This window comes from Aeromonas media (assembly GCF_020423125.1).
GTDB classification, from domain to species: Bacteria; Pseudomonadota; Gammaproteobacteria; order Enterobacterales; family Aeromonadaceae; genus Aeromonas; species Aeromonas media.
Genome location: NZ_CP075564.1, coordinates 3,555,902 through 3,582,776 on the forward strand (window position 1 = coordinate 3,555,902; position 26,875 = coordinate 3,582,776).

Consider the following 26,875-nt stretch of genomic DNA (forward strand, 5'->3'; position numbering starts at 1 on the left):
GGGAATAAATGCTGAGGCATTCTTGTTGCGATGGCAGGGCCGTTGGCCCTGTCAGTGAAAAAGGGTGAGAAGGGATGGGGCCAGGCCCCATCCCGGATGGCTTGTCAGTTACAGCTGGCCACCCCCTGATCCACCCAGACCGCGGCCTTGCCGGGTTCATCGCCCTTGGTCCAGTACTGGGCCTTCCACTTGCGCCCGTTGTGGTTGGTGAAGTCACCGGCGTTGTAGGCCACACCCGCGTTCCAGCCGAGCTGCACCGGGCTTATCAGCTTCCACTGATCCGCCGTCTGGCTTGGCTCGTTGCCCTGGGTCCAGTACTTGGCCTGCCACACCAGCTGGTTGTGGCTCACCTTGGTTTCGGCGTTGTAGACGGTGCTGGCGTTCCAGGCCGGCCAGTTGGCCGCCTCCGGATCGCTTGCCTCACAACCGCCACCGGTGCTGACCGGCTTGACGGTGAGGCGGGTAGCGGCACTGGCGTCAAGGGAACCGTCTGTGACCACCAGGGTCAGGTCATAAGCGGTGTCGCTGGTGACGCTCGGACCCGTGACCACTAGGGTGGCACTGTCCTGGCCGGTGGCGGTAAGACCCGCTGGCAGGCTCCACTGATAGCTCAGGGTGTCACCGTTCGGATCGGATGCCGTGGCCTGGATGGTCACCTGCTTGCCGGACTCGACGCTGGCACTGGCCGGGACGCTGACCACGGGCGGCAGGTTGGGCTGCGGCGCCTTGTTGGTCACCACCACCTGATCCTTGGCGGTGAGGCCCTGATCGTCGGTGACGGTCAGCTCGAACACCAGGTTGACGTCAGCACTGACGGCGTCCAGCACCACGCGGGCCTTGGCCTGGGTGGCATCGAGCAGGCTGGCCTGGGGGCCAGAGACCTGCTTCCAGCTGTGGGTCAGCACCCCGTTTTCAGGATCATGGGAGGCGGAGCCGTTGAGAGTCACCTCGGTCGGGCCGGTGACACTCAGATCGCTGCCGGCATTGGCCAGTGGCGGCTTGTTCGCCGGTGGCAGGGTGCCCTCGCCATGGCCCAATCCCTCGTGCATGGCGTTGAGGATGTCGCCGTTGTCCGCATCGATCTCCCAGGCAAACAGGCCGCCGAGCTGGTTCGCCAGCACGTACTGCCCCTTGGCCTTGACCGAGCGATCGTTGTCGAAGCTGATGAGATCGCCGCTGCTGGCCTTGAAGACATAGGGGGCCTCGGCCACCTCGTCATAGCCCTGCTCCCAGCCAGCGCCCATGCGGTTGTTGACGATGTCGCGGTAATCCACCACGCCGTTCTCCCAGGTGCCGGTTACCGGCCCGGTAGCGGTGCCGGTGAAGGGGTTGCCAGCCTGATAGCCGTTCACCCCGGTCCAGCCACGACCATACATGGCGGCGCCCACCACTATCTTGCCCGGCGTCACCCCCTGATCCAGCAGTGCCCTGACGCCCTTGTCGGTGGTGTACTTGGTGGCCGGATCCCAGCTGGAAGCAAAGAGGTTGGTCTGGTGGGCCAGGTTGTTCAGGTCGAAGGCGCCACTGAAGTCGTAGCTCATCAGGAAGATGTGGTCCATGTACTGCTGGGCCGCCTGATAATCCACCTTGGCAATCTTGTCACCGCCGGCGCTGATGGCCGAAGTGAGCTCATACTGACGTCCGGTCTCGGCCTCCAGTTCGTCGAGCATGGCGCGCAGTTCCTGCATCAGCACCACATAGGTGGCGCCATCGCTCGGACCGCCCAGGCTGGGGTTGGCGCCCTGGCCGCCCGGGAACTCCCAGTCGATGTCCACGCCGTCGAAGAACTTCCAGGTCTGCAGGAACTCCTTGACCGAGGCGACGAAGGTGTCGCGCTTGGTCTTGTCCCCCAAGAAGTAAAAGGGATCCGAGAGGGTCCACCCCCCCCCCCGACCGAGGGCAGGATCTTGAGGTCAGGACGGGCCTGCTTGAGCGCCATCAGGTTGCCGAAGTTGCCCTTGTAGGGCTCATCCCAGGCACTGAGGTTGCCCTGGGACATCTGGATCGCCGCCCAAGGATCGTGGATGGAGACCTTGAAGTCCTCGCGACCGGCACAGGAGCGCTGCAGCGCCTCGAAGCTGCCGGAGATCTCTTTGAGGCTGTCGTTGATGCCGTTGCCGCCGCAGATGGGGGTGAAGCCATAGAGGATGTGAGTCAGGTTCTGGGCCGGGATCTTGTCGACGGTGAACTTGCGACCATAGACCCCCCATTCCACGTAGTAGGCACCCACCACCTTGCCGGACTTGTTGGCGTAGGGCTTGTTGTTCTCTTGCAGCGGTGCATTGAGCGGCGCCAGATGGCTGCCGTCGGTATCGGCGACCACCAGTTCCTTCTTGTCGGAGAGCGTGCAGCCGTCGGCGTTGCACAGGGCCACCTGCATCTGGTAGCGCCCTCCCTTGGTCACCTTGAAGTTGGCGGTACCCGCGGCTGAAGCCGGGCCTGACCACACCTCATTGCCATCGAGCAGCACCTTGGCGGTCTGGCCCACGTCACCGGACCAGAGGTTCCAAGTCACGCTGACCGGGGCGCCATCCTTGTGGACGGTCACCAGCTGGTTGTAAGCCGAGGCGGATTGATTGACTTCGACGATGGCGAACTTGGTGGGGCCCGAGCCTATGGTGGGTTTGCCAGGGGCAGCGGCGAAGGCGGAGGTAGCGCAGAGCCCCCCGACAAGGAGTGCCAGCAGGGAAAGTTTTGGACTTAACATATTTGAACTTCCTTATTTCGTTATTGGAATTAACAACGAAAAAGGCAACGCAACCTGACAGGTAACGCAGACATCATCGCAACCATGGCTTGGCCCATGGACGATACAACCTGTGGTGGCCCCGCTATCCTAGGCACTTTGACCCTTAGACCGGAGGCTTTGCGTCCCGGACTTTCATCCGGTTTGCCTTTTTGCACAACTTGATTTGCGACAAAAATAATCGCCGAATGACTATAGGTGGGAGCAGGAAGGGATGCTACCTAGTAAAAATGACAGCAAACAGGACTCACTTTTCGCAATTGTTCGCGAACATGCCGGCAAGCTGGCGCCAACATCGGTGATGCTGGCGCCTGATGATCATTCATGAACGAACCTATCAATGATTGATTGTGTGAAGCCTGTCACTGTATTGGCAACAGCAGGCTGTTCATCAATGCCCGCAGCTTGAGCGGCTTGACCGGTTTGCTGACGTAGCCAAAGCCGTGCTCGCGGATCTGCGTCTGCAGCTCGCTCTTGCGATCCGCGCTGATGATGATGCCGCCGATGCCATTGCCGTGGGCCAGCCGGATCATGTGCAGCGCCTGCAGTCCCGTCTTGCCATCGTCCAGGTGATAATCCGACAGCACCAGTTGCGGCAGGAAGCCGTCGCCGATGAGGGATAGCGCCTGCTCCAGGTTCTGGGCGCAACGCACCTCGCAACCCCAGCGCCCCAGCAGGGAGGCCATGGCGATGAGGATCTCCTCCTCGTTGTCGATGCAGAGCACCCGGATCCCCTCCAGCTGGCTGTCCCGCACCACGGGGGCCGCCACCTGGCTCGGCATCACGGGCCGGGTCGCGAGGTTGAGGGTGATGGCAAACACCGATCCCGCCCCCGGCCAGCTGCGCAGGGAGAGCTGGTGGCCCAGCACCTGGGAGATGCCGCGGGCGATGGCGAGCCCGAGGCCGAGCCCCTGCTCCCTCGCGGTGCGGGAGTGATCGAGGCGGGAGAATTCGTCAAAGATAGCCTCCTGCTTGTCCAGCGGGATGCCGGGGCCGTTGTCCCACACCTCGATGCGTACCTTGTCCCCCAGTCGACGGCAACCGAGCAGCACCCGGCCACCGGGGTTGTAGCGAAACGCATTGGTGAGGAAGTTCTGCAGCACCCTCCGCAGCAGGCGCACGTCGCTGTAGACGGCGAGGCGACTCTCCACCACGGAGAACTGGATCCCTCCCGCCTGGGCCAGCACCCCAAACTCGGCCTTGAGGTTGTCGAACATGTCGCGCAGGGCGAAATCGAGCTTCTTCGCCTTGAACTTGCCCGCCTCCAACCGTGAGATATCCAGCAGATCCGTGATGAGATCTTCGGTCGCCCCCAGGGCATCGTCGATGTGGCGGGCAATGCGGGCCGGCTCGTCTTCCGGCGGCAGCATCTCCAGCAGGGAGGAGGTAAACAGCTTAGCCGCGTTCAGCGGCTGGGTCAGATCGTGGCTCACCGCAGCCAGGAAACGGCTCTTGGAGTGGTTCGCCCGCTCCACCTGCTGGTTCACCAGCAGCAGTTGGCGGTTGAGCTCGGAGAGTTCATGGGTACGCTCGGCCACCCTGGCTTCCAGGTGCTCGTTCGCTTCGCGCAGCACCCGCTCCGCCGCCCGGAAGGGGGTGATGTCGGTGAAGGTCATCACGAAGCCCCCCGCCGGCATGGGATTGCCCTGCATCTCGATCACCCGGCCATCCGGTCGCTCCCGCGCCGAGACATGGGGGCTACCCCGTTTCATGAAGGCGACCCGCCGCGCCACCTGGGCCTCGATGTCTCCCGGGCCGCACAGTCCCTGCTGCGCGTTGTAGCGGATGATCTCCTCGATGGCGCGCCCCACCTGGATGAGCCCGTGCGGATAGTGGAACAGCTCGATGTAGCGCCGGTTCCAGGCCACCAGCCTGAGTTCCCGGTCCACCACCGAGATCCCCTGCCCCATGTGCTCTATGGCCCCCTGCAGCAGGCCACGGTTGAAGCGAAACACGTCGGAGGCCTCGTCCACTATGGTGGCGATCTCCTCGAGCTGCATGTTGCGCCCCTGCAGGGCAGAGGCCAGCACCAGCCGGGCGGACGAGGTGCCAAACACCCCCGCCAGCAGCCGCTCGGTGTGGGCAATCAGGTCGGCAGAGGCCTGCATCTGGGGCGCCAGGGTACCGCCGCGTTCGCCGGCGAAGCGGCCGAAGGCGCGCTTGACCCGGCTCGAGCCGACGAAGCGGGCCGCCAGCATCTCCAGCTCCTTGACCGAGACCCGCGCCTGGTAGAGTGCCGTGGTATCCCGGCTCGGCTTGCCGACGAAGTTGGCGGCCTGCAGCCGCTCGCTCACCGCCGCCCGCGACAGCAGGGAGCCCGCCACGTAGCCGAGCAGGTTGAGCAACAGGCTCAGGAAGATGCACCAGGCCCCCAGGCTCAGCTCGCGAAAGGCGGGCCAGTCGGGGGGGGCCAGCAGCGCCTCCAGGGGCGAGCCCGCCAGCAGGCCGCTCTCGGCCAGCAGGGTCACGAACCAGAGGCTGACTCCGAGGGCGAGCCCGAGATAGACCCCCTTGCGGTTGCCGTGCCGCCAGTAGAGGCCGAGCAGCAGGGCAGGGGCGAACTGGGCCACGGCGCCGAACGACAGATAGCCGATGCGCGACAGGCTGGTGAGATCCCCGAGCCAGAGATAGAGCACCCAGGCCGCCAGCAGGATCAGCAGTATGGCGCCCCGGCGCACCTGCAGCAGCAGCCGCATCAGCCGCTCATCCCGCCCCTGCTGCCAGAAGCGGCGCAGCAGCACCGGCAGCACCAGATCGTTGCTGACCATGATGGCCAGGGCTATGGTGCAGACGATCACCATGCCGGTGGCCGCCGAGGTGCCGCCGAGAAACGCCAGCATCGCCATGCCGTCGAAGCCGAGCGACATGGGCAGGCTGATGACATAGGTGTCCGAGGCCATGTCGGCCCCCACCCACTGCTTGCCCGCCAGCGCCAGCGGCCAGATGAAGAGCCCCATCAGGAACAGGTAGAGCGGGAACAGCCAGCGCGCCCAGTGCAGATCCTGGCCCTGGTTGTTCTCCACCACAGTCACGTGGAACTGGCGCGGCAGGCAGATGACGGCGCACATGGCCACCAGGGTATAGATGGCGAGCTCCAGCAGGCTGCCCGGCGACACCGCCACCACCGCATCGAGAAAGTCCCCGGCCACCAGGGTGCGGGCCTCGCTCGGCCTGGCGATGATGAGCCAGAGCGCGAAGCCCCCCACCGCCATGAAGGCGAGCAGCTTGACCACGGACTCGAAGGCGATGGCCACCACCATGCCGCGATGGTGCTCGGTGGCGTCCAGGTTGCGGGTGCCGAACAGTATGCTGAACAGGGCCAGCAACAGAGCGACGCCGAGGGCCAGCTCGGCCGTGTTGCCCGTGGGCCCCGCCGGCACCGAGTTGGCCATCAGCAGATCCAGCCCGGTGACGATGGCCTTGAGCTGCAGCACCAGGTAGGGAAGTATCCCCATGACGGCGATCAGGCTGATCACCATGGCCAGGCGCTGGGACTTGCCATAGCGGGCGGCGATGAAGTCGGCGATGGAGGTGATGTGCTCGCGCTTGGCCACCAGGATGAGGCGGGCCAGCAGGCGCCAGCCAAACAGGAACACCAGCATGGGGCCAAGATAGATGGGCACAGGCGACCAGGGGGATTCGCTCGCCTGCCCGACGGTGCCGAAGAAGGTCCAGGAGGTGCAATAGACGGCGAGCGACAGGCTGTAGAGCAGGGGCTGGCCCTTGAGCCGACGGCGCTTGCTCTTGTCCGCCACATAGGCGATGAGGAACAGCAAGCCCAGATAGGCGAGCGACAACCCGATCAGCAGCCATCCTTGGTGCATCTACATTCTTCCCTTGTTCAGATGTGTTGAGCGCCGCGCCGGCTCAGCGTGCCGACGGGCAACCGTCATTGAGTGTGCCCGCTCAGGCGGCGGCCTCATGCTCCCCGCGCAGCCGCAGCACGAAGACCGGCAGCACCACCAGCACCATGATGAAGAAGATGCCCCCACCGAGCGGCTCGAACAGCACACCGCAGATCGCCATCAGGGCCGCCACCGTCATGCCGAGGCCGAGCGCCGCATAGAGCGCCTGGGTGGGGATCTGCTGCTCGGCGGGCAGCTGGCGGGTCATGAAGCGCACGGCGCCGAGGTGGCTGATGCAGAAGGTGACCCCGTGCAGCAGCTGACCCAGCACCAGCACCGCCAGCTCGGTAGAGGCGCCGAGCAACACCCAGCGCACCACGCAGCCGACGGCCCCCACCAGAAACAGGGTCTGGGCCCCGAAGCGGTGAAAGAAGCGCTTGTCCGCGGCAAACATGGCGATCTCCGCCACCACCCCCAGGGCCCACAGGTAGCCGATCAGGGTGCCGCTGTAGCCCGCCCCCTTCCAGTACATGGCGCTGAAGCCGTAGTAGGCGGCATGGCTGCCCTGCAGCAGGGCGGTGATGAGCAGGAAGCGGCGCACCGGGGCTGACTTGAGGGTGACGAGCAGGGAGGCCCGGGCCCGCTCCCCCTTGAGCTCCTGGGGCTGCGGCCGCAGCGGCAACGCGCTCAGCGCCAGCATGGCCAGCAGTCCCGCCACCATGGTGTGCAGCACCCAGTCGCTGCCGAAGTTGCTCACCAGGGCCCCCACCAGGGTGGAGGCGGCGATAAAGGCGAAGGAGCCGCACAGCCTCACCTTGCCATAGTCGAGGTGCGTCTGCACCACCATGCGGGTGGCGAGCGCCTCCCCCATGGGCATCAGGGTCGGGTAGATGAAGTTCGCCACCAGGGTCAGCAGCACCAGCCACCAGAGGCTGTAGCTGAGGTAGAAGCCCAGAAACGCCAGCAGGCTCAGCAGGCAGAGCAGCCGGGTGACGGGCAGCAACTGACCGGCCCCCTTGACCCGTCCCATCACCATCAGGTTGCCGGCAAAACGGATGGCCATGCCGACCCCCAGCAGCAAGCCTATCTGCTCGGCGCTCACCCCTATGCCCTCGAGCCACAGGGACCAGAACGGCAGATAGGCGCCGTAGACGAAGTAGAAGGCGCCAAAGAACAGGGCTAACCAGGAGAAGGCGGGCATAGGGGCTCGGCAGCGGGACAAGGGGCACAAATGATAACCGATTTTGGCGCGGGGATCCCCAGGGGCAAGGGGAGATAAAAACGATAAATATCAATAAAGTTGAACCTTTGTCACATCCCCCTGTCTATCTGGATAACACCGCTTCCTGATGAGTGTTGCAATCCTTACACCCGCCCCTGGCGGGTTTCTTTTTGGGGCCGGTTTGGGCCGCCAGACGCAGAGAAGGGGCCCAAGGGCCCCTTCATCATCATCGTCATTGGCAAGTATCAGAACACGTACTTGACCCTTGCGCTCAGGTTGCGACCCGGCTCGGTCTGGTTGCTGGTGTCCGAGCTGGCGGCAAGGCCCGTGATGCTCTCGTAGCTCACGTACTCCTTGTCAAACAGGTTGAAGACGCCGACGTTGAGCTGCAGATCCTGCATCGGCTTGAACTGGGCGTAGATATCCACCACGCCCCAGCCGGCGCTCTTGATGTTGTCGTTACCTCTGGCGTCCTTGCCCACCTTGTCCATGTCGTCGGCGAAGCGCAGGGCGGTGTTGATGTTCCAGTTCGGCTGCTCCAGACGCACCCCAAGGCTGCCGTTGAACGGGCTCAGGCTGTTGATGTAGTTGCCGTCGCCGTCCTTGCCCTCGATGTAGGCCAGGTTGCCCCAGACGTTCACCAGCTCGTTCAGCCAGTAGTCCGCCTTGACCTCGGCCCCCTTGGTGGTCGCCTTGTCCAGGTTCTGGTACTGATAGATGGCGGTGCGCCCTTCGGTCCCCACGGCGGTCAGCTCGATGAAGTCGTCAAACTGGTTGTAGAAGGTCGCCACCTCGTAGCTGAAGCCGCCGCTGCTGCCGCGCACCCCGAGATCGATGCCGTCGCTGCTCTCGGGCTTGAGGTTAGGGTTCGGCTCGATGCGATAGCCGTAGGCCTGGTGGTTCAGGGTGGAGAAGGCGTTGTCATACATGGGCGCCTTGAAACCGTGGCTGTACTGGGCGAACAGGTTGGCCGCCTCGTGTGCCTTGAACACCAGCCCCAGCTTGGGAGAGAACTCCCCTTCGGAGATCTTCTGCATGTTCTCGCCGGTGTAGGCGGGATCCTCGTCCGGGGTCATCTTGTAGTAGTCGTAACGGGCACCCGGGGTCAGCACCCAGCGCTCGCCAAACTTGATCTCGTCGAAGGCCCAGAGCGCGCTGCGCTCGCTGGTGGTGGACGGGAAGCTCAGCTCGCTGTAACCGACGAAGTCGCCCGGTACGGTCGGCGCCTTGAAACGGGTACGCTCGTTGTCGGTGTGCTCATACTCCACACCCCAGGCAAGGCGCTGGCTCTCCAGCGCCTTGCTGAACTTCACCTGGGCCCCCAGACTCTCCTGCTCGAAGCCGTTGTGATCCAGGGAGTTCTTGGTCACATAGGGGTTGCGCGGGTTGACCGGATACTTGGAGGAGGCGTACTGATCCAGGGTCTGCTTGGTGCGGGTGTAGTAAATCTTGCTGTCCACCCGATCCGCCCAGGGGGCGTTCAGGGCCAGGCCGTGATCCAGCACCAGGGAGAGGTTGTCGGTGTCTTTATCGGTGATCGGCTGATTGAAGACGGAGCCCGCCTTGGTCAGATCGATGGCATCCGGATCCTGCCCCTCGGTGAAGTAGTCGACCGTCAGCTTCAGGAACTGATCATCGGAGAGGTTCCACTTGCTCTTGAGCAGCACCGCCTGGCTGACGATGTCGAACTCGTCCTTGTCGCTGTCGTAGTTCTGGGTCACCCCGCCGTCGCGCCAGGTGTAGCGCAACAGGTTCTCGAACTCGCCGCTGCGCAGCGCCCCCGTGATGCCGGCCATCTTCTGGTGGCTGCTGGAGGCATAGCCGGTGGTCGCGTCCAGGTAGCTGTCCTTCCCCTTGAGGAAGTCGCCGGCATCCTTGGTGGTGATGGCGATGACGCCCCCCAGGGCGTCGGAGCCGTAGGCCGCGGACGCCGGCCCCTTGGCCACTTCCACCTGCTTGATCATGTCGGTGTCGAAGTAGGTCTGGCCCACACCGCCATTCTTGTAGGCGTCGTTCTGGCGCACCCCGTCCTGCACCACCTTGACCCGGTTCTCGCTCATGCCGCGAATGGCGAAGGTCTGGGCATCCCCCGCCCCACCCTGCACGCTCACGCCCGGCTCATAACGGAACAGATCGGCGACATTGCTGACGACCTGCTCTTCGATCTGCTCCGAGGTGATGACGGCGATGGGGCCGGAGACGTCTTCCAGCTTCTGCTCCATGCGGGAGCCGCTGACGACCATGACTTCATCCGTTTTCTTGTCTGCGGCGAAAGCAGGGGATACCAGCCCGGCCGCCACGGCGAGGGCAATCAGAGAGGGGGTGTTGTTGTGCGCCACTGCAAAGTCCTTATTGAGAATCATTATCAACCGAACAGCATCTTACCCAGCTCGCGACAAAGATCAATAATAAAGTGAATCATTCTCATTTTCTTTTGCTTCTGAACGGTTTTACACTAGCGCCTCTTTTTTCCTGCTCGCCATGCTGCCATCGTATGGTGCTGTACCTTTGCCAATCTCTGCCTTTGTGAGTGAGATGCCATGACTCGACGACTCCCCCTGCTCGCCCTGCCCCTGCTGCTGGCCGCCTGTGCCACCCCGCCGCAGAGCCAGCCTCCCCAGACCCTCTATCACTACCAGCTTGGCGAGGGGACGGACGACAGGCCCCTCAGCCTCGCCCAGGCGGTGGACAAGGTCAGGGATGCCGACATAGTGCTGGTGGGCGAGCTCCACAGCCACCCGGCCGTGCACCTGTTGCAGGCAAACCTGCTGACGGAGCTTGCCGGCATGTCGCGCGTCGATGGCCGGGCCCTCGTGCTCTCCATGGAGCAGTTCACCCGCGCCGATCAACCCGTGCTGGATGCCTACCTGGCCGGGCGCATCGGCGAATCCACGCTGATCCGGGACGGCCATGCCTGGCCCAACTACCCGAGCGACTACCGCCCCCTGGTGGAATTTGCCAAGGCGCAGCAGCTGACTGTGATCGCCGCCAATGCCCCCAAGCCGCTGGTAAGCTGTGTCGGTCAGGAAGGCCCGGAGTGGCTCGACAAGCTGCCTGCCAGCCGCCGCAGCCAGCTCGCCCGCGAGCTCACCCTGGGGGATGACGGCTACCGCCAGAAGTTCATGGCCTCCATGCATCATGGGGATGCGGACGGCAATGCCCGCCGCTTCGCCGCCCAGACCAGCTGGGACGACACCATGGCCGAGAGCATGGTCGATTATCTCGAGCAGCATCCCGGCCGGCGCATCATGCACATCGCCGGCAACTTCCACGTGGAGGGGGGACTGGGTATCGCGAGCCGCATCGCCAGCCGCAATCCGGCGCTGAGAGTCGCCCTGGTGGTGCCTGAGACTGGATCCCAGGATGGCAAGGCCACCCCCGGACGGAGTGCCGACGTGCGGGTGCACATAGCCCCCCTGCCGGAACGCTGGCTAAATGCAGCAGAAATGAAGCAAGATATGGGCGCGCTGCATCAATCCCGCAGCCGTGACTGCAGCCAGTGGCTGCAACCCTAATCTTCCAGGATACGGCGGGTAAAATATGGACGTGTTACTGATCATCGATGTGCAGCAAGGGGTCATGAAAGCGACCCATCACCAACAGCCACAGGTACTGGCCAACATCAACCGGGCCGCGGCCCACGTCAGACAGCAACATGGCCGGGTCATCTACATCCAGCATGACGACTTGCCAGGGGGCGAGCTGGAGCCCGGTACCCCGGGCTGGCAACTGCACCCGGCCCTGCAACCCGCCAAGGGGGATAGCCGGGTACGCAAGACGGCGTGCGACAGCTTCCTCGAGACCGAGCTGGCCTTCCTGTTGGCCGAGCAGTCCGTCGACAGGCTGATCCTCTGTGGCAGCAACACCGATTTTTGCGTCGATACCACGGTACGCAGCGCCGCGGCCCATGGCTTTGAAGTACTGGTGTTGCAGGATGGTCACACCACAGCGGATCGTCCCCACCTGAGCGCCGAGCAGATCATCGAGCACCACAACTGGATGTGGCGGCATCTGGACCTGCCCGAGGGCAGACGCATAACCCTGCTCACCACGGATCAGCTGCTCGAGGCGGCTCAACCCGCGCTGGCGTGCTAATCTGCCCGCCTTGAAGTGATCACCTGATTGGAGTCTTGCGTGCGTCTATTCTCTGCCGTTGCCCTTGTGCTGTTGTTACCGGCGATCACGGCCTGCTCCGGAATGCCGGGCACCACGCCCGACGGCCCGGCCCCCCTGTTTCATACCAACATCAACGAAGAGGGGAGCAAGCGCTTCACCTTTGAAGCCGCGCCCCTCGACGTCCTGCCGAGTCGGTTGCAGGAGGATGACAGCCGGCTGAGCCGCAACAGCAAGAGCCTGCTGGAGCGCCGCGAGGCCCTGCAGGATGAGCAACTGACCGAGACGCTGGCGGCGCGCAACTATTGCCGCACCGGCTACATAGTCCTCAGCCAGACCTCCTGGAAGATCCGGGGGGAGTGCAACGAGACCGCCACCCAGGCCGATCGCGACGCCTTCCCCAACAAGGCCTCCTGGCAGGAGTGATCCCGATTGGGGGACAGGTAACAAAACGGGCAGCCCAGGCTGCCCGTTTTTCATCTCATGACCCCGCACCTCAGACAGGTGCGTCCGTCTCGCTGGTCAACTCGGCGCCGTTGTCGACGCGCTTGTGCCCTTCCACCAGATGGACGAAATCCACCAACTCGTCACCGGAGACCCGGAACGCCTGGCCGAAGCCTTTGACGAACAGACCCTGCTCGGGCTTGAGGCGAAACAGCACGAAGTCCTTGAGGTTGGAGAGCCCTTTGACGATGTCGCCGAAACGCCCCTCCAGCGCCGCTATCGCCTTGCCCCAGCGCTCGTCATCCCGCGCCACTACCTCGGCTACGGCATCAAAGGTGAGTCGCTTGCGGGCGAACAGTTCGCGGGCGCCGGTCTCGTCCTCGATCAGCATCAGGGAGACCTTGGGCACCTGTTGCAGGTTGCGGGCATGGCGGGCTATCTCGGAGATCAGCACATAGTAGCCATCTTCCTGCAGCACGAAGGGGGCGTAGCTGGCATTGGGGTTGCCTTCGCCATCCACGGTCGCGAGCTGCAGGGTGCGGCAACCGTCACGAAATTCGCGGATCTCCGGTTGCAGACGGTTCTGCAGACGCTCCTGACGTTCACTCATGCTTTCACTTCCTCTTGATACTGGTGGCGCAGGGCCTTGAAACGCTCCACCTGATCAGGCAGCAGCTGACGCTGCTCGTCACGGCCCAGGTAGATCTTGAAAATGCAGCGACCGCTGTGGCCGAAGAACTGGAAGGAGTGCCCCTCCTTGCCCATGAACAGCTTGCTGACCAGGGCAATGCCGACCACGTTGTCGAGCTTGAGGTGGCCATGCATCTCGCCGTCCCGACCCATCAGGTTGTAGTAGCCACGGGCCGTCTTGCCCTTGGGGAAGGGGGCCTTCACCTCGAAGATGGAGCCGTCGGACTCCACAATGGTGGTCACCTGACCCCAACTGGCCAGATCCACCAGCAGGGCTTCGGCCTGATCGCTCGGCACCAGCGTCATCAGCTCGGCGGGCAGGTGGCGCACCACCTCCCACTCGCTGACGGCCAGCTCGGTGGCGATGCTGGAAGGATGGGCGCTGGGATCTTGTTCCAGCAGCGCATGAATGCGTTGTGCAATGCTCATCGGTTCTCCCTGGATGATCTGGCGATAGTACTCGGTCTCGCGGCGGATACTGTAATAAAGCGGCCCCCTTAACGCAATTGATAATCGCTTTCATTATCAGTGCATTTTTTTCACGAGCTTGATATTCTCGGCGGCAATCCCACTCTCATACACCCTTCGGAGGTTCGCATGGGCCGTCGTTTTGCCCTCGCACTCAGCCTGCTCGGCTGTTCAGCCCTTTCCCTGCCTGCTGCCGCGCAGGAACGTATCGTCAGCATAGGCCCGGCCACCACAGAACTCATTATGGCCCTGGGGGGCGAGCAGAGCCTGATTGCCACCGACGTCAGCAGCCCTGAACCCAAGGGGCTGCCGAGAGTCGGCTACCACCGCGCCCTGGCTGCCGAAGGGATACTGAGTCTGGCCCCGACCCGACTGGTCGGCAGCGACGAGATGGGGCCACCACCGGCTCTGGAACAGCTGCGCCGGGCCGGCGTCGAGGTTACTGTACTGCCGACGGCCCCCACTCTGGCCAACCTCAACGAGCGGATCGACGTCCTGGCCGGCTTGCTGGGCAATCAGGCCGCCGGCACCAGGCTGAAGGCCGAGATCGCCGTCCAGAGCGACCAACTGGCGGCCCAGGCGAAACAGAACAAGTCCCTCAGGGTCGCCTTCCTGCTGCTGCACAAGGGCCAGCCCACCAGCATAGCCGGCGGCAATACCACCGCCAGCGCCCTGGTGACCCTGGCCGGCGGCATCAACCCGGTCGCCCGCTTGCACGACTACAAGCCCGTCTCCACCGAATCCCTGATCGAACTGCAACCGGATCTGGTGCTGGTGAGCGGTCGTGACTGGCAGCAATACCAGAGCGTCGACAGCGTGCTGGCCCAGGTGCCGGCCCTGGCCGCCACGCCGGCAGGCAAGAACAGGGCCATCCACACCATCGACGGTCACGCCCTGCAAGGGGGGCTCAGCCTGAGATCCTTGCAGCAGGCCAACCAGATAGCCCAGTGGATCAAGCAGGGTTCATGATGCGTCTGCCGCTGCCCTGGCTGCTCGCGCTCACCGGCTGCACGCTCGCCCTGCTGCTGGTCGGCTCCCTCGCCACCGGCCCCATGTCGCTCTCCTTCGCCGAGAGTCTGCAGGCCCTGTTTGCTGGCAAAGAGAGCGGGATAGAAGCACACAAGCTGCTGATAGTGCAGGAGATCCGCCTACCACGCACCCTGCTGTGCATCGCCGTGGGGGGCATTCTCGGCATCTGTGGCGCCGTGATGCAGGGGCTGTTTCGCAATCCCCTGGCCGACCCCGGCATCATAGGGGTCTCCGGCGGTGCGGCGCTGGGCGCCGCCCTGGCCATCGTGCTGCTGGCCCCCCTCGGCCAGCAGTTGCAGAGCCTGCTCGGCCTCGGTCTGCTGCCCCTGCTCGCCTTCCTCGGCGGGGCACTCACCACCACCCTTGTCTACTTGCTGGGCACCCGTGAGGGGGGCACCTCGGTCACCGTCATGCTGCTGGCGGGCGTTGCCATCACGGCGCTGTCAGGGGCCGTGATCGGGCTCCTCACCTACCTTGCTGACGATCAGATGCTGCGCAACCTGAGCCTGTGGCAGATGGGCTCCCTGGCCGCCGGCAAGCCGGTGGACGTGGGGCTGGCGCTGCTGACCCTAGTCTCCCTGCTGTGGCTCTTCATGCGCGATGCCAACCCCCTCAACGCCCTGCTGCTGGGCGAAGGTGAGGCCCGTCATCTGGGGGTCAATGTGCAATGCCTCAAGCGGCGTCTCATCCTGCTCACTGCCGCCGGGGTCGGCGTGGCGGTGGCGGTGGCCGGCATGATCGGCTTCGTCGGCCTAGTGGTGCCCCACCTGGTGAGGCTGCTGGCCGGACCTAATCATGTCAGGCTGCTGCCGCTCAGTGCCCTGCTCGGCGCAGCCCTGCTGCTCGGGGCCGACATGCTGGCCCGCACCCTGCTGGCACCGGCCGAGATGCCGGTGGGCATCATCACCGCCCTGCTGGGTGCCCCCTTCTTCATCTGGCTCTTGATCAAGAGTCGCCGGACGCTGTAACAGGAGAACGCCACCTTGCCAGGATCCCCCTCCCCCCTGCTCGCTTGCCGCGGGCTCAACCTCACCCGGGGCAATCGCCTCATCCTGGACAACCTGGATCTCGACCTGCATGGGGGCAGCCTGACCGCTCTGCTCGGCCCGAACGGAGCGGGCAAGAGCTCGCTGCTCAAGTGCCTGACCGGCGAGCTGGCCTATGACGGCAGCATCTCCCTGTTCGGTCGCAAGCGGCAAGAGTGGGCCGGCGATGCCCTGGCCCACAGAGTCGGGGTATTGCCCCAGAGCTCGTCCCTGAGTTTCCCTTTCCTGTGCGAAGAGGTGGTGGCCATGGGCCGGCTGCCCCACAGCGAACCCGTCAGCCGCCGCGACCAGATAGTGCGGGCCGCCATGACCCATGCCGGGGTCGAGCACCTGGCTGGCCGCCTCTACCCCGGCCTCTCCGGCGGAGAACGCCAGCGGGTGCAGTTCGCCCGGGTACTGGCCCAGATCTGGCAGGAGCCGTCACCGGAACGGCTGCCCGATCCCGAGCAGCCGCGACTGCTGCTGCTCGACGAGCCCACCTCGGCCCTCGATCTCAAGTACCAGCATCAGTTGCTCACCATGGCCCGCGCCCTGGCCGCCCGCAATACCGCCGTGCTGGTGGTGCTGCACGACCTCAACCTGGCCGCGCGCTACGCCGACCGGCTGGTGATGCTGGAGCAGGGCAGGCTGATGGCGGACGGCTCCCCGGCAGAGGTGCTGACCCCCGAACTGATTGCCCGCCTCTACGACTACCCCGCCCAGGTGATCCATCACCCCGAGACGGGGCAGCCTATGGTCGTGTGATAACGAGCGCACCTCCCTCCCTTTCCACACGATTACCCCGTCCAAGTCATCCACCAACCCGAGACGGGGCAGCCTATGGTCGTGTGATAACGAGCGCATCGCCCTCCCTTTCCACGACTACCCCGTCCAAGCCATCCACTACCCCGAGACGGGGCAGCCTATGGTGGTGTGATGCCGGGCGCATCGCCCTCCCTTTCCACGACTACCCCGTCCAAGCCATCCACCACCCCGAGACGGGGCAACCCATGGTCGTGTGATAACGAGCGCATCGCCCTCCCTTTCCACGACTACCCCGTCCAAGCCATCCACCACCCCGAGACGGGACAACCCATGGCGGAGTGAATCAAGTCAGGATCTCGAATAGCAAAAGAGCGCCATCAGGCGCTCTTTTGTATGCAACGTGAAGGGTGACTCAGGCGATCTGGTAGCGGCCCGGTTTGTGATTGAGTGTCAACACCAGGTTACAGATGATGGCCGCGACCACTGAGAGCGCCAGCAGCCAGGGGGAGACCACGAAGAAGGAGGCGATGACGATGGCGCAATCAAGCCCCATTTGCAGCTTGCCGGCACGGACGCCGAACTTGTCCTGAATAAACAGCGCCAGAATATTGAAGCCGCCCAGGCTCGCCTTGTGGCGGAACATGATGAGCAGCCCCATGCCGATCAGGGTGCCACCGATCAAAGCCGCATAGACGGGCTCTATCTTGCCTATCTGCAGCACGGCGTTGAGGTGATCCGTCATGAAGGAGACGGTGGCCACGGCGGCGAAGGTGTTGAGGGTGAAGCGCGACCCCATCCTGAGCCAGGCCAGGGCGTAGAACGGCAGGTTCATGGTGAAGAACAGCAGGCCGAAGCTCAGGCCTGTGACCTGCTGCAACAGCAGCGCCAATCCGGCGGTGCCGCCGGTGAGCAGACCGACCTGATGAAACAGGAAGATGCCGAGGGAAACGAAGCCTGCCGCGGTCAGCAGGGCGAGCACATCCTCATAGAGCGGATGGGCCGAACGGGGAGTGTTGTCCATAACCTTATGTCCAGTAGCGAAGTGAAAAGAGTGTCTGAGGCCCGATGACGGGCGCGAGCCCCGTGAGTCGGGACTTCGTTATGGTCACAGTGTCCATTTTGAGTGACCCGGATCACAAGTACGGGATCGCATGCGCCGAAATGGTGCGCGTCAGCGCTGCGTTACAACCCTTGCACCAAAATATGTCATGCCCTCTCCCCTCCCAGCCTGAAGATAACCTGAAAAACCCAGGGTATCTCGCTGTCAGCGAGTCAGAATCGTTCTAAAATGACTCCCTTGCCACTGGCTGCGGAGCGACAGCAGATGAGAGTCAGCGTATTTGGAATAGGTTATGTGGGACTGGTTCAGGCCGCCGTACTGGCCGAGATGGGCCACAGGGTGACCTGTGTGGATGTGGACGCAGCCAAAGTCGAGCGGCTGAGAGAGGGTATCATCCCCATCTTCGAGCCCGGCCTCGCCCCCCTGGTACAGACCAACCACCAGGCAGGCCGTCTGCTGTTCACCACGGATGTGGCCGAGGGGGTGGGTTTTGCCGAACTCATCTTCATCGCGGTCGGCACCCCGCCGGATGAAGATGGCTCGGCCGATCTCAAGCACGTGCTGGCGGTGGCCGGCACCATAGGCCGGCTGATGCAGGGCGGCAAGGTGGTGGTCAACAAGAGCACAGTGCCGGTCGGCACCGCCAACCGGGTGCACCAGCATATCGCCTCCATCCTTGCAGAGCGCGGGGTCGACCTCCCCCTCGAGGTGGTCTCCAACCCGGAGTTTCTCAAGGAGGGGGCCGCAGTGGCCGACTGCCTGCGGCCGGATCGCATCATCATCGGTACCGGTTCGGCCCACGCCATGTCTCTGCTTGAGGAGCTCTATGCCCCCTTCAACCGTAATCGGGATCGCATCATCCAGATGGACGCCCGCAGCGCCGAGCTGACCAAGTATGCCGCCAACGCCATGCTGGCCACCAAGATCTCCTTCATGAACGAGATGGCCACCCTGGCGGAGAAGCTCGGCGCCGACATCGAAGAAGTACGCAAGGGCATAGGCGCCGACCCGCGCATCGGCCACCACTTCATCTATCCCGGCTGCGGCTATGGCGGCTCCTGCTTCCCCAAGGACGTCAAGGCGCTGATCCACACTGCCAGCGAGGCAGGCTGCGATGCCCCCCTGCTGCATGCGGTGGAACGGGTCAACGACGGCCAGAAGCACAAGCTCATGGCCCGCCTGCAGCAGCACTTCGGCAGCGATCTGACGGGACGGACCTTCGCCCTCTGGGGCCTGGCCTTCAAGCCCAACACCGACGACATGCGCGAGGCACCGAGCCGGGTGCTGATGGAGGCGATCTGGGCCGCTGGCGGCAAGGTGCAGGCGTTCGATCCCGAGGCAATGACCGAGGCCCAGCGTCTCTATGGCCTGCGGGACGATCTGACTCTGTGCGGTACTCAGGAAGCGGCCCTCAAGGGAGCCGACGCCCTGCTCATCTGCACCGAATGGCAGCAGTTCCGCGCCCCGGACTTCGAGCTGATACAGCGTACCTTGAAACAGGCCGTCATCATCGACGGTCGCAACCTCTATGATCCGGCCCGCCTGCACCAGCGCGGCTTTACCTACTACGCCATCGGCCGGGGCGACAGCCTGGCCACCGGACTGCACAAGGAGCAACGGCAATGAAATATCTGGTCACCGGTGCCACCGGATTCATCGGCTTCCATGTGGTGCAGAGGCTCTGCCACGACGGTCATCAGGTGGTCGGCATCGACAATCTCAACGACTACTACGAGGTCAGCCTGAAGGAGGCGCGCCTCGCACGGCTCAGCCCCCTGCCCGGCTTTCGCTTCGAGCGGATGGACCTCGCCGACCGGGTCGCCATGGCGGCGCTGTTTGCCCGGGAGCAGTTCGAGCGGGTGATCCATCTGGGAGCCCAGGCCGGGGTACGCTATTCACTGGACAACCCCTTTGCCTATGCCGACAGCAATCTCACTGGCACCCTGACCGTGCTGGAGGGGTGTCGCCATCACGGGGTCAAGCACCTAGTCTACGCCTCCTCCAGCTCGGTGTACGGCCTGAACGAGCAGATGCCGTTCAAGACCTCGGACGGGGTGGATCACCCTGTCTCCCTCTACGCGGCGAGCAAGAAGGCCAACGAGCTGATGGCCCACTCCTACTCCCACCTCTACGGCCTGCCCACCACGGGCCTGCGCTTCTTCACCGTCTATGGCCCCTGGGGTCGCCCCGACATGGCGCTGTTCAAGTTCGTGCGCGCCATCCTCGCGGGGGAGCCCATCGATATCTACAACCAGGGCCAGCTCAGCCGGGACTTCACCCATGTCGACGACATCGTGGAGGGGATAGTGCGGGTCGCGGATCGGCCGCCGGTCGGCGACCCGAACTGGCGGGGGCAGACCGACGCCAGCCCGGCGCCTTATCGCCTCTACAACATCGGCAACGGCAGCCCGGTGCGGCTGCTGGACTTCGTGGAGGCCATCGAGACGGCGCTCGGCAAGCCGGCGATCCGCAACCTGCTGCCCATGCAGCCCGGCGACGTGCTCGCCACCTGGGCCGACACCGAGGCGCTGTTCGAGGCGACCGGTTATAAACCCAAGATGGCGCTGCAAGAAGGCGTCGAAAGCTTCGTCGACTGGTACAAGACCTACTATCGGGTCTGACCCCGTTTCCTGAGATGAAAAGGGGCTGCCAGTGGCAGCCCCTTTTGCTGTGTCCGGCCTCAGGGGCCCGGGGTATAACGGAAAGGTTCGAGCCGGGGAGTCAACCCCTGGCATGCCGGCTTGAGGGCATCCACGCCAGCCAGCAGCCAGTCGGTGCGATGGCGGTTGCCGAGGTTTTCCATCTTCTCTGGCTCGAAACACAGCACCATCAGATCCGCGCTGCCCAGCACATGGCGCCTGGGCGCGGCCGCCACCCAGGCCGCCGCCTCGCGGGCCTGTTCCCCGTCCCCCAGCAGGTAAGGATAATGGCGCACGGGTTGTAGAGCGAACAGCAGATGCTGCTCCTTGAAGCCGGCCAGCAACAGCTCGTCGCCCGCAGGCACCTGCTGCGCCGCCAGCGCCATCACCCCCTCCGGGGTGCGCATGTCGTTGAGCTTCACGCAGATCCAGCTGGAGTAGATCAGCCAGCCCACCGCAAGCGAGCAGAAGATGGCGGTGAGCGGTGCCCGGCGCAGCAAGGCGTTGAGCAGCAGCAACGCCGCCCCCATCGCCAGCAGGGGCAGCCAGGGCGCCGGGCCCAGATCCCCCAGCTTGCTCGCCAGCTTGGCGCTGAATGCCAGTGCCCCCGCCCCGCCCAAACAGATGATCCCCAGCAACCAGCCGAGCCCGCCCAGCAGGCGCGCGGGCCAGACCCGCGCCAGCAGCTCGGCGACGAAGGGAGCCGTCAGCAGGGCCAGCGCCGGCGTGCCCGGCGTGACATAGACGCCGCGCTTGCCCGGCGACAGGGAGAAGAAGAGGATCACCAGCACCAGGTAGCCGAGTAGCAGGATGATGCGCTTGTCCTGCCCCTGGATGGCCTTGCGCCACGCCACCACCAGCCAGGGCAGCAGCAGGGAGACCGGCAGCCAGAACGGCGGGATCACCGAGGTGAGGTAGTACCAGAACGGTTTGACGTGGTGCCAGGCGTTGGCATAGCGGGTCACCGTCTGGCGCAGCAGTATGTTGTCCCGGTAGGCCTGCAGCACGGGATCGCCGCTCTGGGCCACAGCGAGCAACATGGGCACCAGCCACAGGCCGATGGCCAGCAGCATGAACAGCGGCCCCGTCAGCCCCTTGAGCCAGTCGCTCCTGGAGGCGGCACGGATCTTCTCGCGGTGGGTCCAGATCGCAGGGATCAAGATTAGCAAGGCCAGCAGCCCCACCCCCTTGGTGATGATGCCAAGCCCGGCGGCGAACCAGCCGAGCCAGTACCAGCGCCAGCCGCCACCGCAGAGCAGGAAGCGGACGAAGCCGTAGACGCCGAGGGTGATGAAGAAGGTGACCAGCGCATCGATCTGCGCCGTCTTGGCCTGCAGGGTGAACTGGACGGTAAACAGCAGCAACAGCCCTGCCAGGAAGCCCACCGAGGGGTTCCACAGGCGGCGGCCCATGTCCCACACCAGCGTGATGGTCAGCAGACCCGCCAGCAGGGAGGGCAGCAGAAACGCCACCTTGATGGAACCGGTCAGCAGATACCCCAGTGCTATCCCCCACATAAATAGGGGGGGTTTGTCCGGGTAGATCTCGCCGCCGCGCATGGGGAAGAGCCATTGCCCGCTCTCCACCATCTCCTTGGCGATCAGGGCGAAGCGCGGCTCGTCGGCGGGCCAGGGATCCCGCAGCCCGAGGCCTGCACCCAGCACCACCAACGCGATCAGCAGCAGCCAGCCGAGAGATCTTTGATTGAGCAGGAAACGGTCATTTACCATGACGAGCCTCATAGTCGTTGACGACCTTGTCCCGCTTCCAGCCTCTGTGCTGGATATCCAGATAGAGGCTGTAGAGCGCGGTAAAGGTGGGGAAGAGGTTCTGCAACACGCCGACCGAGTCCTGTTTGGGCGAGAAGACGAAGTAGCTCAGGGTCATCAGGCTGCCGAGCACGCTCATGTACCAGAACAGGCGCGGGATCACCGGCTTGCCGGCGCGCTTGGAGGCGACGAACTGCACCAGCCAGCGGCCGCCGAACATCAGCGCCCCTGTGTAGCCGATGATCTTCCAGCCGGTCACATGCAGGCCGGTCCAGTCGAACCAGGTCAGCTCCATGGAGAGCAGGGCATCGATCATCGCCATCCTCCCAGGCGCAACCCGCCGACATGCAGGGCAAGCTCATCCCGGTCCAGCCAGATCGACGGCAACGAAAGCAGGATCTCCATCACTCCAATGTCTCCCTGATCTCGACCACCTTGGAGCGGCGCTGCAACCACCAGACGCCGACCACGTCCACCAACCCGACCCAGAGCCGGTTCCAGACGCCATATTTGGAGACACCCGCCTGCCTGGGTCTGTGGTTGACCGGCCAGGGGGACATGTGGCCACCCTGGGCCTGGATCAGGGCCGGGATGTAGCGGTGCATATGGTTGAAGCCGGGCAGACGCTGATACCAGTCACGGCGCACCACCTTGAGGCCGCAGCCGGTATCGGGGATGCCGTCCCGCAGCAGCAGATCGCGAAAACCGTTCGCGAGTTTGGACGAGAGGCGCTTCACCCAGTCATCGCGCCGATTGACGCGATGGCCGATGAGCCCTACCTGGCTCTTGTCCGCCGCGAAACGGTGCTTGGCCTCCTCCAGCATGGCGGGAATATCGGCCGGATCGTTCTGACCATCGCCATCCAGCACCACCAGCCAGTCACCGCGGCCGTGGCGCACACCACTCAGTACCGCCATGCTCTGGCCGACGGCCCTCGCATGACGCACCACCCGCAGCGCGGGGAATTGCGCCTTCAGACCGCAGAGCAGGGCGTAGCTGTCGTCCTCGCTGCCATCGTCCACATAGATCAGCTCGTAGCTGTATTTCCCCGCCAACGCGGCATCGATCTCGCCGATGAGGGGGGCCAGATTGTCCCGCTCATCCTTGGCGGGCACCACGACAGAGACCTCGATTGAATCAACCATATGCGCTTCCCAATCATGACGAAGGATGCAATCGGTTCGACTGCATCCCCCATTTCTATTTTATCGACAAGGTGACTAACATCATGCAAATACAAGGCGTTAGGCAGCAAGATCGGCAGTCTATTGCCACAAAAATAATAAATCTATCAATTTGAATTGTGCCATGGAGAAGAGGATCGCGAAGTGCAGCCACCTGGCGTTCGTCGCCAGAGTCTTTTCCTTCTCTGCCAAAAGTTCCATACCGTTTTCATCTCTGATGGCCGAACACATAACCAGATGTTCCATCTCCTGGCTGGCAACCCCCCCATATCGCACCTATATCTTGCGGATACGAAAGACGAGGTATCCATCATGCAGAGACTCTGCACCTGGAGCTGGGGACTCCTGCTACTGCTTGTCACACCATCCTCCCATGCCGATGCCTTTCGCCAGGCCCCGAAGGCGATGAGCGCCCTGCGTCAGGGCGCCGCCATGGAACAAGGCAACCCGAGGCAGGCCATCGCCCACTACTGCACCGCAGCCAACCTTGGCAACCCGGAGGCCTATTATCGCATCGGTCGCCTGCTGGCTCGCGGGCCTCAGGGGATCCGCAGCGCCCGCCACGCCAACGCCTACCTCGCCATGGCCATGCGCCTCGGCAATCAGCAAGCGGCTCGCTACTACAACGAGCGGGTAGGCAATGCCCCCCTTGGCACTTGCGGTATCGGCGGGGGTGGAGGAGGCACCCCCTGGGTGCGCCCCAGCACGCCCTTCGATCAGGATAGCTATCTGGCCCGGCAATCCCTCACCAAACAGAAGCTGGCCGTCATGATCCGCCAGGCTGCCCATCGTCACAAGGTCGACCCCCAGCTGGCGCTCGCCATCGCCATCGCCGAGTCGAATCTCAACAGCACCGCCGTCTCCCCCAAGCAGGCGCAAGGGGTCATGCAGCTGATTCCCGAAACCCAGGTACGCTTCGGCGTGACCCGTCCCTTCGATGCACAGCAGAACATCCGCGGTGCCATGATCTACTTGAAGTGGCTGGAGAAACAGTTTGGCACTGACTGGGTCAGGATCAGTGCCGCCTACAACGCCGGTGAGCAGGCCGTGATCCGTTATGGCGGCGTACCGCCCTACCAGGAGACCCAGGAGTATGTACAACGGGTGCTCTACTACTCGGGGCAGGACCCGACCAAGGCGATCAAACGGCCACGCTGACGGCTGGCATAAGCAGAACCCATCGCGCCTCACGGTAACGTGATGAATCCTATCGAGCCAGGCTTAAGGAAGTCTTAAGCCCACACACCGCGGAATCTGGCCAACCGTTTGTCCTGTGGCGCTCCCTCTTATCTCCCCTCTTCTTTCCCCTCTGCCGAAAGGGCTCTCTGCACAACATGCCCCCGGTTGTCTACTTTGCCGCCCCCTTCCCATTGGTTTACAATCGACGGGTTTTTTGGAACCCGGTTGACCCCTGTCGACCGGGCCCCACCACGACGTCAGTTTGTTAATGTAAAAACATTAAACTACTGAAAAGGAAGAGAATTAGCCAATGGCTCAATTTATTTACACCATGAACAGGGTCGGCAAGGTCGTGCCGCCCAAGCGTCATATTCTCAAGAACATCTCCCTCTCCTTCTTCCCGGGCGCCAAGATTGGCGTATTAGGCCTGAATGGAGCCGGTAAATCCACCCTGCTGCGCATCATGGCGGGGATCGACACCGAGATAGAGGGGGAAGCCCGTCCGCAGCCCGGCATCAAGATCGGCTACCTGCCCCAGGAGCCGAAGCTGGATCCGGAGCAGACAGTCCGCGAGGCGGTGGAAGAGGCGGTCGGCGAGGTGAAACGCGCCATGGCTCGCCTGGATGAGGTCTATGCGGCCTACGCCGACCCGGATGCGGATTTTGACAAGCTGGCCCGCGAACAGGGCGAACTGGAAGCCATCATCGCCGCCCAGGGTGGTCACAACATGGAGAACCAGCTGGAGCGCGCGGCCGACGCCCTGCGCCTGCCGGCCTGGGACGCCCAGATCAAGCACCTCTCCGGGGGTGAGCGCCGCCGGGTAGCCCTGTGCCGTCTGCTGCTGGAAAAGCCGGACATGCTGCTGCTGGACGAACCGACCAACCACCTGGATGCGGAATCCGTGGCCTGGCTGGAGCGCTTCCTGCACGACTACGAGGGCACCGTCGTCGCCATTACCCACGACCGTTACTTCCTCGACAACGTGGCGGGCTGGATCCTGGAGCTGGACCGCGGCGAGGGTATCCCCTGGGAAGGCAACTACTCCTCCTGGCTGGAGCAGAAGGACGCCCGTCTGGCTCAGGAAGCCAGTTCCGAAGCGGCCCGTCGCAAGTCCATCGAGAAGGAACTGGAGTGGGTTCGCCAGAACCCGAAAGGCCGTCAGGCCAAGTCCAAGGCCCGTATGGCTCGCTTCGAGGAGCTCAACACCAACGACTACCAGAAGCGCAACGAGACCAACGAGCTGTTCATTCCGCCCGGACCGCGCCTCGGCGACAAGGTGGTGGAAGTGGCGAACCTCTGCAAGTCCTACGGTGACCGCCAGCTGATCGACGATCTCTCCTTCTCCATTCCGAAGGGGGCCATCGTCGGCATCATTGGTCCGAACGGCGCTGGTAAATCTACCCTGTTCCGCATGATGTCGGGCCAGGAACAGCCGGACTCCGGCACCATCACCCTGGGCGATACCGTCGTGCTGGCCTCCGTGGATCAGTTCCGCGACAGCATGAACGACAAGAAGACGGTGTTCGAAGAGGTCGCCGACGGTCAGGACATCCTGCGCATCGGCAACTACGAGTTCCCGAGCCGTGCCTACATCGGTCGCTTCAACTTCAAGGGCGCTGATCAGCAGAAGCGGGTCGGCGAGCTCTCCGGTGGTGAGCGCGGCCGTCTGCACCTGGCCAAGCTGCTGCAAACTGGCGGCAACGTCTTGCTGCTGGATGAACCGACCAACGATCTGGACATCGAAACCCTGCGTGCCCTCGAGAACGCCCTGCTGGAGTTCCCGGGTTGTGCCATGGTCATCTCCCACGACCGCTGGTTCCTCGACCGGATCGCCACCCACATCCTGGACTACCAGGACGAGGGCAAGATTGCCTTCTTCGAGGGCAACTTCACCGAATACGAAGAGTGGAAGAAGAAGACCTACGGTGCCGACGCCGTCCAGCCGCACCGCGCCAAGTACAAGCGTATCGCCAAGTAAGCGACCACGCTGCCATGAACTGGAGCGAGGCGGCCCAGCCGCACCGCTCCAGATAAACAAGCGCATCGCCAAGTAAGCGGTCACGCCGCCATGAACTGGAGCGAGGCGGCCCAGCCGCACCGCTCCAGATACACCAGCGGACCGCCATGCAAGCGAAATGATGCATCACCCCATCGGGGTGATTGCAGCGTGACAAGGGGAGCCCAGGCTCCCCTTTCTGTTGCCTTTTAGCTTACACTCTCCCCGCGTTCCCCTACCGGCCCTACCAATGACCCAGACCAACGCCCCCCCGAAGAGACTCACCATCCAGATCCGGATCGAACCCGGCTGCCTGGGCCCGGATGGCAAGGCCCACATCGATACCTTCTGCGCCGCGGCCAGCCGGATCTTTGCCGCTATCGAACCCGAGCGGGTCAGCTGGGTGCTGCTCCCCCGTCACGACAAGCTGTTGCCCGAACAGGCCTACTTCATCGACGGGCGCACCCTGAGCGAGGCCCAGGCCAACCTGCTGCTGCAGCGCATGGGGCTGACGCTGACCACCTTGCAGGAGCACAGCGACGCCGTGCTGGCCCAGCTGGTGGAGCGCTATCTGAAGAGCCGCTGAGGGCCGCCCTCACAGAACAGGTCTCCATCGAGCCTGTTTTCAGAGGGCAGATGGCAAACGTTTGAATTTTTGCTCTATTCATTGATCCCCCTCGCAGATCCGGGGTTTGTAAACG

Annotated in this window: 20 protein-coding genes, 1 pseudogene and 1 riboswitch; of the genes and pseudogenes, 11 read left to right on the forward strand and 10 right to left on the reverse strand. The window is 63.7% G+C overall.

The genetic code is table 11. The features are described from left to right. Window positions 1–104 precede the first annotated feature (104 nt). The 4 genes and pseudogenes from KI797_RS16380 to KI797_RS16395 form a co-directional block, all read right to left on the reverse strand. Window positions 105–2,707, reverse strand: a pseudogene (locus KI797_RS16380) (glycosyl hydrolase family 18 protein). 111 nt (window positions 2,708–2,818) lie between these two features. After that, window positions 2,819–2,905, reverse strand: a riboswitch (cyclic di-GMP riboswitch). A gap of 203 nt (window positions 2,906–3,108) precedes the next feature. After that, window positions 3,109–6,570, reverse strand: a complete 3,462-nt coding sequence (locus KI797_RS16385) for a hybrid sensor histidine kinase/response regulator (protein WP_226170152.1) — start codon at window positions 6,568–6,570, stop codon at window positions 3,109–3,111. Between the two features lie 82 nt (window positions 6,571–6,652). Continuing rightward, window positions 6,653–7,792, reverse strand: a complete 1,140-nt coding sequence (locus KI797_RS16390; RefSeq protein ID WP_226170154.1) for a 3-phenylpropionate MFS transporter — start codon at window positions 7,790–7,792, stop codon at window positions 6,653–6,655. 266 nt (window positions 7,793–8,058) lie between these two features. Continuing rightward, window positions 8,059–10,152 carry a TonB-dependent hemoglobin/transferrin/lactoferrin family receptor gene (locus KI797_RS16395; RefSeq protein ID WP_226170156.1) on the reverse strand — a complete coding sequence of 698 codons (2,094 nt, stop codon included), beginning with the start codon at window positions 10,150–10,152 and terminating at the stop codon, window positions 8,059–8,061. A 201-nt stretch (window positions 10,153–10,353) separates the two neighbouring features. On the opposite strand from KI797_RS16395, the gene KI797_RS16400 reads away from it, so the two are divergent. The 3 genes from KI797_RS16400 to KI797_RS16410 are packed head-to-tail and all read left to right on the forward strand — an operon-like array spanning window position 10,354 to window position 12,352. Beyond that, entirely contained in the window at window positions 10,354–11,328 is a 975-nt protein-coding gene (locus KI797_RS16400) for a ChaN family lipoprotein (RefSeq protein WP_218409658.1), read from the forward strand. 25 nt (window positions 11,329–11,353) lie between these two features. Further along, window positions 11,354–11,908, forward strand: coding sequence for a cysteine hydrolase family protein (locus KI797_RS16405; RefSeq protein WP_171272507.1), 555 nt, complete (start codon window positions 11,354–11,356; stop codon window positions 11,906–11,908). A 39-nt stretch (window positions 11,909–11,947) separates the two neighbouring features. After that, a complete protein-coding gene (locus tag KI797_RS16410; protein ID WP_025328092.1) occupies window positions 11,948–12,352 on the forward strand; it encodes a hypothetical protein in 405 nt (134 codons plus the stop codon). A 70-nt stretch (window positions 12,353–12,422) separates the two neighbouring features. Here KI797_RS16410 and hutZ read toward each other — a convergent pair whose 3' ends face one another. Together hutZ and hutX are read right to left on the reverse strand one after the other, a co-directional pair. Next, window positions 12,423–12,980: a heme utilization protein HutZ gene (gene hutZ / locus KI797_RS16415; protein WP_005329149.1), complete on the reverse strand. Its 558-nt coding sequence runs from the start codon at window positions 12,978–12,980 to the stop codon at window positions 12,423–12,425. Then, window positions 12,977–13,489: a heme utilization cystosolic carrier protein HutX gene (gene hutX / locus KI797_RS16420; protein ID WP_218409657.1), complete on the reverse strand. Its 513-nt coding sequence runs from the start codon at window positions 13,487–13,489 to the stop codon at window positions 12,977–12,979. The genes hutZ and hutX overlap by 4 nt, the downstream gene beginning before the upstream one ends. A 168-nt stretch (window positions 13,490–13,657) precedes the next feature. On the opposite strand from hutX, the gene KI797_RS16425 reads away from it, so the two are divergent. From KI797_RS16425 to KI797_RS16435, 3 genes are read left to right on the forward strand one after another with little or no spacing between them, the layout of a single operon-like run. Beyond that, the gene (locus tag KI797_RS16425) at window positions 13,658–14,497 is read left to right on the forward strand and encodes a heme/hemin ABC transporter substrate-binding protein (RefSeq protein ID WP_218409656.1); all 840 of its coding nucleotides are present in this window, start codon (window positions 13,658–13,660) and stop codon (window positions 14,495–14,497) included. Next, window positions 14,494–15,525, forward strand: a complete 1,032-nt coding sequence (locus KI797_RS16430; protein WP_171272510.1) for a FecCD family ABC transporter permease — start codon at window positions 14,494–14,496, stop codon at window positions 15,523–15,525. Before KI797_RS16425 ends, KI797_RS16430 begins: the two co-directional genes overlap by 4 nt. 15 nt (window positions 15,526–15,540) lie before the next feature. After that, window positions 15,541–16,347, forward strand: a complete 807-nt coding sequence (locus tag KI797_RS16435) for a heme ABC transporter ATP-binding protein (RefSeq protein WP_218409655.1) — start codon at window positions 15,541–15,543, stop codon at window positions 16,345–16,347. Window positions 16,348–16,759: 412 nt separating this feature from the next. Here KI797_RS16435 and KI797_RS16440 read toward each other — a convergent pair whose 3' ends face one another. Then, on the reverse strand, window positions 16,760–17,368 hold the full coding sequence (locus KI797_RS16440; RefSeq protein ID WP_171272512.1) for a YitT family protein: 609 nt from the start codon (window positions 17,366–17,368) through the stop codon (window positions 16,760–16,762). A gap of 303 nt (window positions 17,369–17,671) precedes the next feature. On the opposite strand from KI797_RS16440, the gene KI797_RS16445 reads away from it, so the two are divergent. Both KI797_RS16445 and KI797_RS16450 read left to right on the forward strand, forming a co-directional pair. After that, a complete protein-coding gene (locus KI797_RS16445; RefSeq protein ID WP_171272513.1) occupies window positions 17,672–19,033 on the forward strand; it encodes a UDP-glucose dehydrogenase family protein in 1,362 nt (453 codons plus the stop codon). Next, the gene (locus tag KI797_RS16450) at window positions 19,030–20,028 is read left to right on the forward strand and encodes an NAD-dependent epimerase (RefSeq protein ID WP_226170158.1); all 999 of its coding nucleotides are present in this window, start codon (window positions 19,030–19,032) and stop codon (window positions 20,026–20,028) included. The genes KI797_RS16445 and KI797_RS16450 overlap by 4 nt, the downstream gene beginning before the upstream one ends. Window positions 20,029–20,087: 59 nt before the next feature. Here KI797_RS16450 and KI797_RS16455 read toward each other — a convergent pair whose 3' ends face one another. The 3 genes from KI797_RS16455 to KI797_RS16465 form a co-directional block, all read right to left on the reverse strand. Beyond that, window positions 20,088–21,776: an ArnT family glycosyltransferase gene (locus KI797_RS16455; RefSeq protein WP_226170160.1), complete on the reverse strand. Its 1,689-nt coding sequence runs from the start codon at window positions 21,774–21,776 to the stop codon at window positions 20,088–20,090. Then, window positions 21,766–22,131 (reverse strand): lipid-A-disaccharide synthase N-terminal domain-containing protein, encoded by a 366-nt coding sequence (locus KI797_RS16460; RefSeq protein ID WP_041206328.1) that lies wholly within the window; start codon window positions 22,129–22,131, stop codon window positions 21,766–21,768. Before KI797_RS16460 ends, KI797_RS16455 begins: the two co-directional genes overlap by 11 nt. 88 nt (window positions 22,132–22,219) lie before the next feature. Then, a complete protein-coding gene (locus KI797_RS16465; protein ID WP_182786252.1) occupies window positions 22,220–22,960 on the reverse strand; it encodes a glycosyltransferase family 2 protein in 741 nt (246 codons plus the stop codon). Between the two features lie 351 nt (window positions 22,961–23,311). Between KI797_RS16465 and KI797_RS16470 the strand changes: the two genes are divergently transcribed. From KI797_RS16470 to KI797_RS16480, 3 genes are all read left to right on the forward strand, one after another. Continuing rightward, a complete protein-coding gene (locus KI797_RS16470; RefSeq protein ID WP_043130427.1) occupies window positions 23,312–24,157 on the forward strand; it encodes a lytic transglycosylase domain-containing protein in 846 nt (281 codons plus the stop codon). Between the two features lie 331 nt (window positions 24,158–24,488). Then, window positions 24,489–26,156 (forward strand): energy-dependent translational throttle protein EttA, encoded by a 1,668-nt coding sequence (gene ettA, locus KI797_RS16475; protein ID WP_005329110.1) that lies wholly within the window; start codon window positions 24,489–24,491, stop codon window positions 26,154–26,156. Between the two features lie 268 nt (window positions 26,157–26,424). Next, the gene (locus tag KI797_RS16480; RefSeq protein WP_005329107.1) at window positions 26,425–26,760 is read left to right on the forward strand and encodes a hypothetical protein; all 336 of its coding nucleotides are present in this window, start codon (window positions 26,425–26,427) and stop codon (window positions 26,758–26,760) included. Window positions 26,761–26,875: the final 115 nt, after the last annotated feature.

What these genes read in the sequence shown, in the direction of transcription:
- KI797_RS16385 (WP_226170152.1), bottom strand. Translation starts at nt 6,570, where the DNA reads ATGCACCAAGGATGGCTGCTGATCGGGTTGTCGCTCGCCTATCTGGGC.
- KI797_RS16390 (WP_226170154.1), bottom strand. Translation starts at nt 7,792, where the DNA reads ATGCCCGCCTTCTCCTGGTTAGCCCTGTTCTTTGGCGCCTTCTACTTC.
- KI797_RS16400 (WP_218409658.1), top strand. Translation starts at nt 10,354, where the DNA reads ATGACTCGACGACTCCCCCTGCTCGCCCTGCCCCTGCTGCTGGCCGCC.
- KI797_RS16405 (WP_171272507.1), top strand. Translation starts at nt 11,354, where the DNA reads ATGGACGTGTTACTGATCATCGATGTGCAGCAAGGGGTCATGAAAGCG.
- hutZ (WP_005329149.1), bottom strand. Translation starts at nt 12,980, where the DNA reads ATGAGTGAACGTCAGGAGCGTCTGCAGAACCGTCTGCAACCGGAGATC.
- hutX (WP_218409657.1), bottom strand. Translation starts at nt 13,489, where the DNA reads ATGAGCATTGCACAACGCATTCATGCGCTGCTGGAACAAGATCCCAGC.
- KI797_RS16425 (WP_218409656.1), top strand. Translation starts at nt 13,658, where the DNA reads ATGGGCCGTCGTTTTGCCCTCGCACTCAGCCTGCTCGGCTGTTCAGCC.
- KI797_RS16430 (WP_171272510.1), top strand. Translation starts at nt 14,494, where the DNA reads ATGATGCGTCTGCCGCTGCCCTGGCTGCTCGCGCTCACCGGCTGCACG.
- KI797_RS16440 (WP_171272512.1), bottom strand. Translation starts at nt 17,368, where the DNA reads ATGGACAACACTCCCCGTTCGGCCCATCCGCTCTATGAGGATGTGCTC.
- KI797_RS16445 (WP_171272513.1), top strand. Translation starts at nt 17,672, where the DNA reads ATGAGAGTCAGCGTATTTGGAATAGGTTATGTGGGACTGGTTCAGGCC.
- KI797_RS16450 (WP_226170158.1), top strand. Translation starts at nt 19,030, where the DNA reads ATGAAATATCTGGTCACCGGTGCCACCGGATTCATCGGCTTCCATGTG.
- KI797_RS16455 (WP_226170160.1), bottom strand. Translation starts at nt 21,776, where the DNA reads ATGGTAAATGACCGTTTCCTGCTCAATCAAAGATCTCTCGGCTGGCTG.
- KI797_RS16460 (WP_041206328.1), bottom strand. Translation starts at nt 22,131, where the DNA reads ATGATCGATGCCCTGCTCTCCATGGAGCTGACCTGGTTCGACTGGACC.
- KI797_RS16465 (WP_182786252.1), bottom strand. Translation starts at nt 22,960, where the DNA reads ATGGTTGATTCAATCGAGGTCTCTGTCGTGGTGCCCGCCAAGGATGAG.
- KI797_RS16470 (WP_043130427.1), top strand. Translation starts at nt 23,312, where the DNA reads ATGCAGAGACTCTGCACCTGGAGCTGGGGACTCCTGCTACTGCTTGTC.
- ettA (WP_005329110.1), top strand. Translation starts at nt 24,489, where the DNA reads ATGGCTCAATTTATTTACACCATGAACAGGGTCGGCAAGGTCGTGCCG.
- KI797_RS16480 (WP_005329107.1), top strand. Translation starts at nt 26,425, where the DNA reads ATGACCCAGACCAACGCCCCCCCGAAGAGACTCACCATCCAGATCCGG.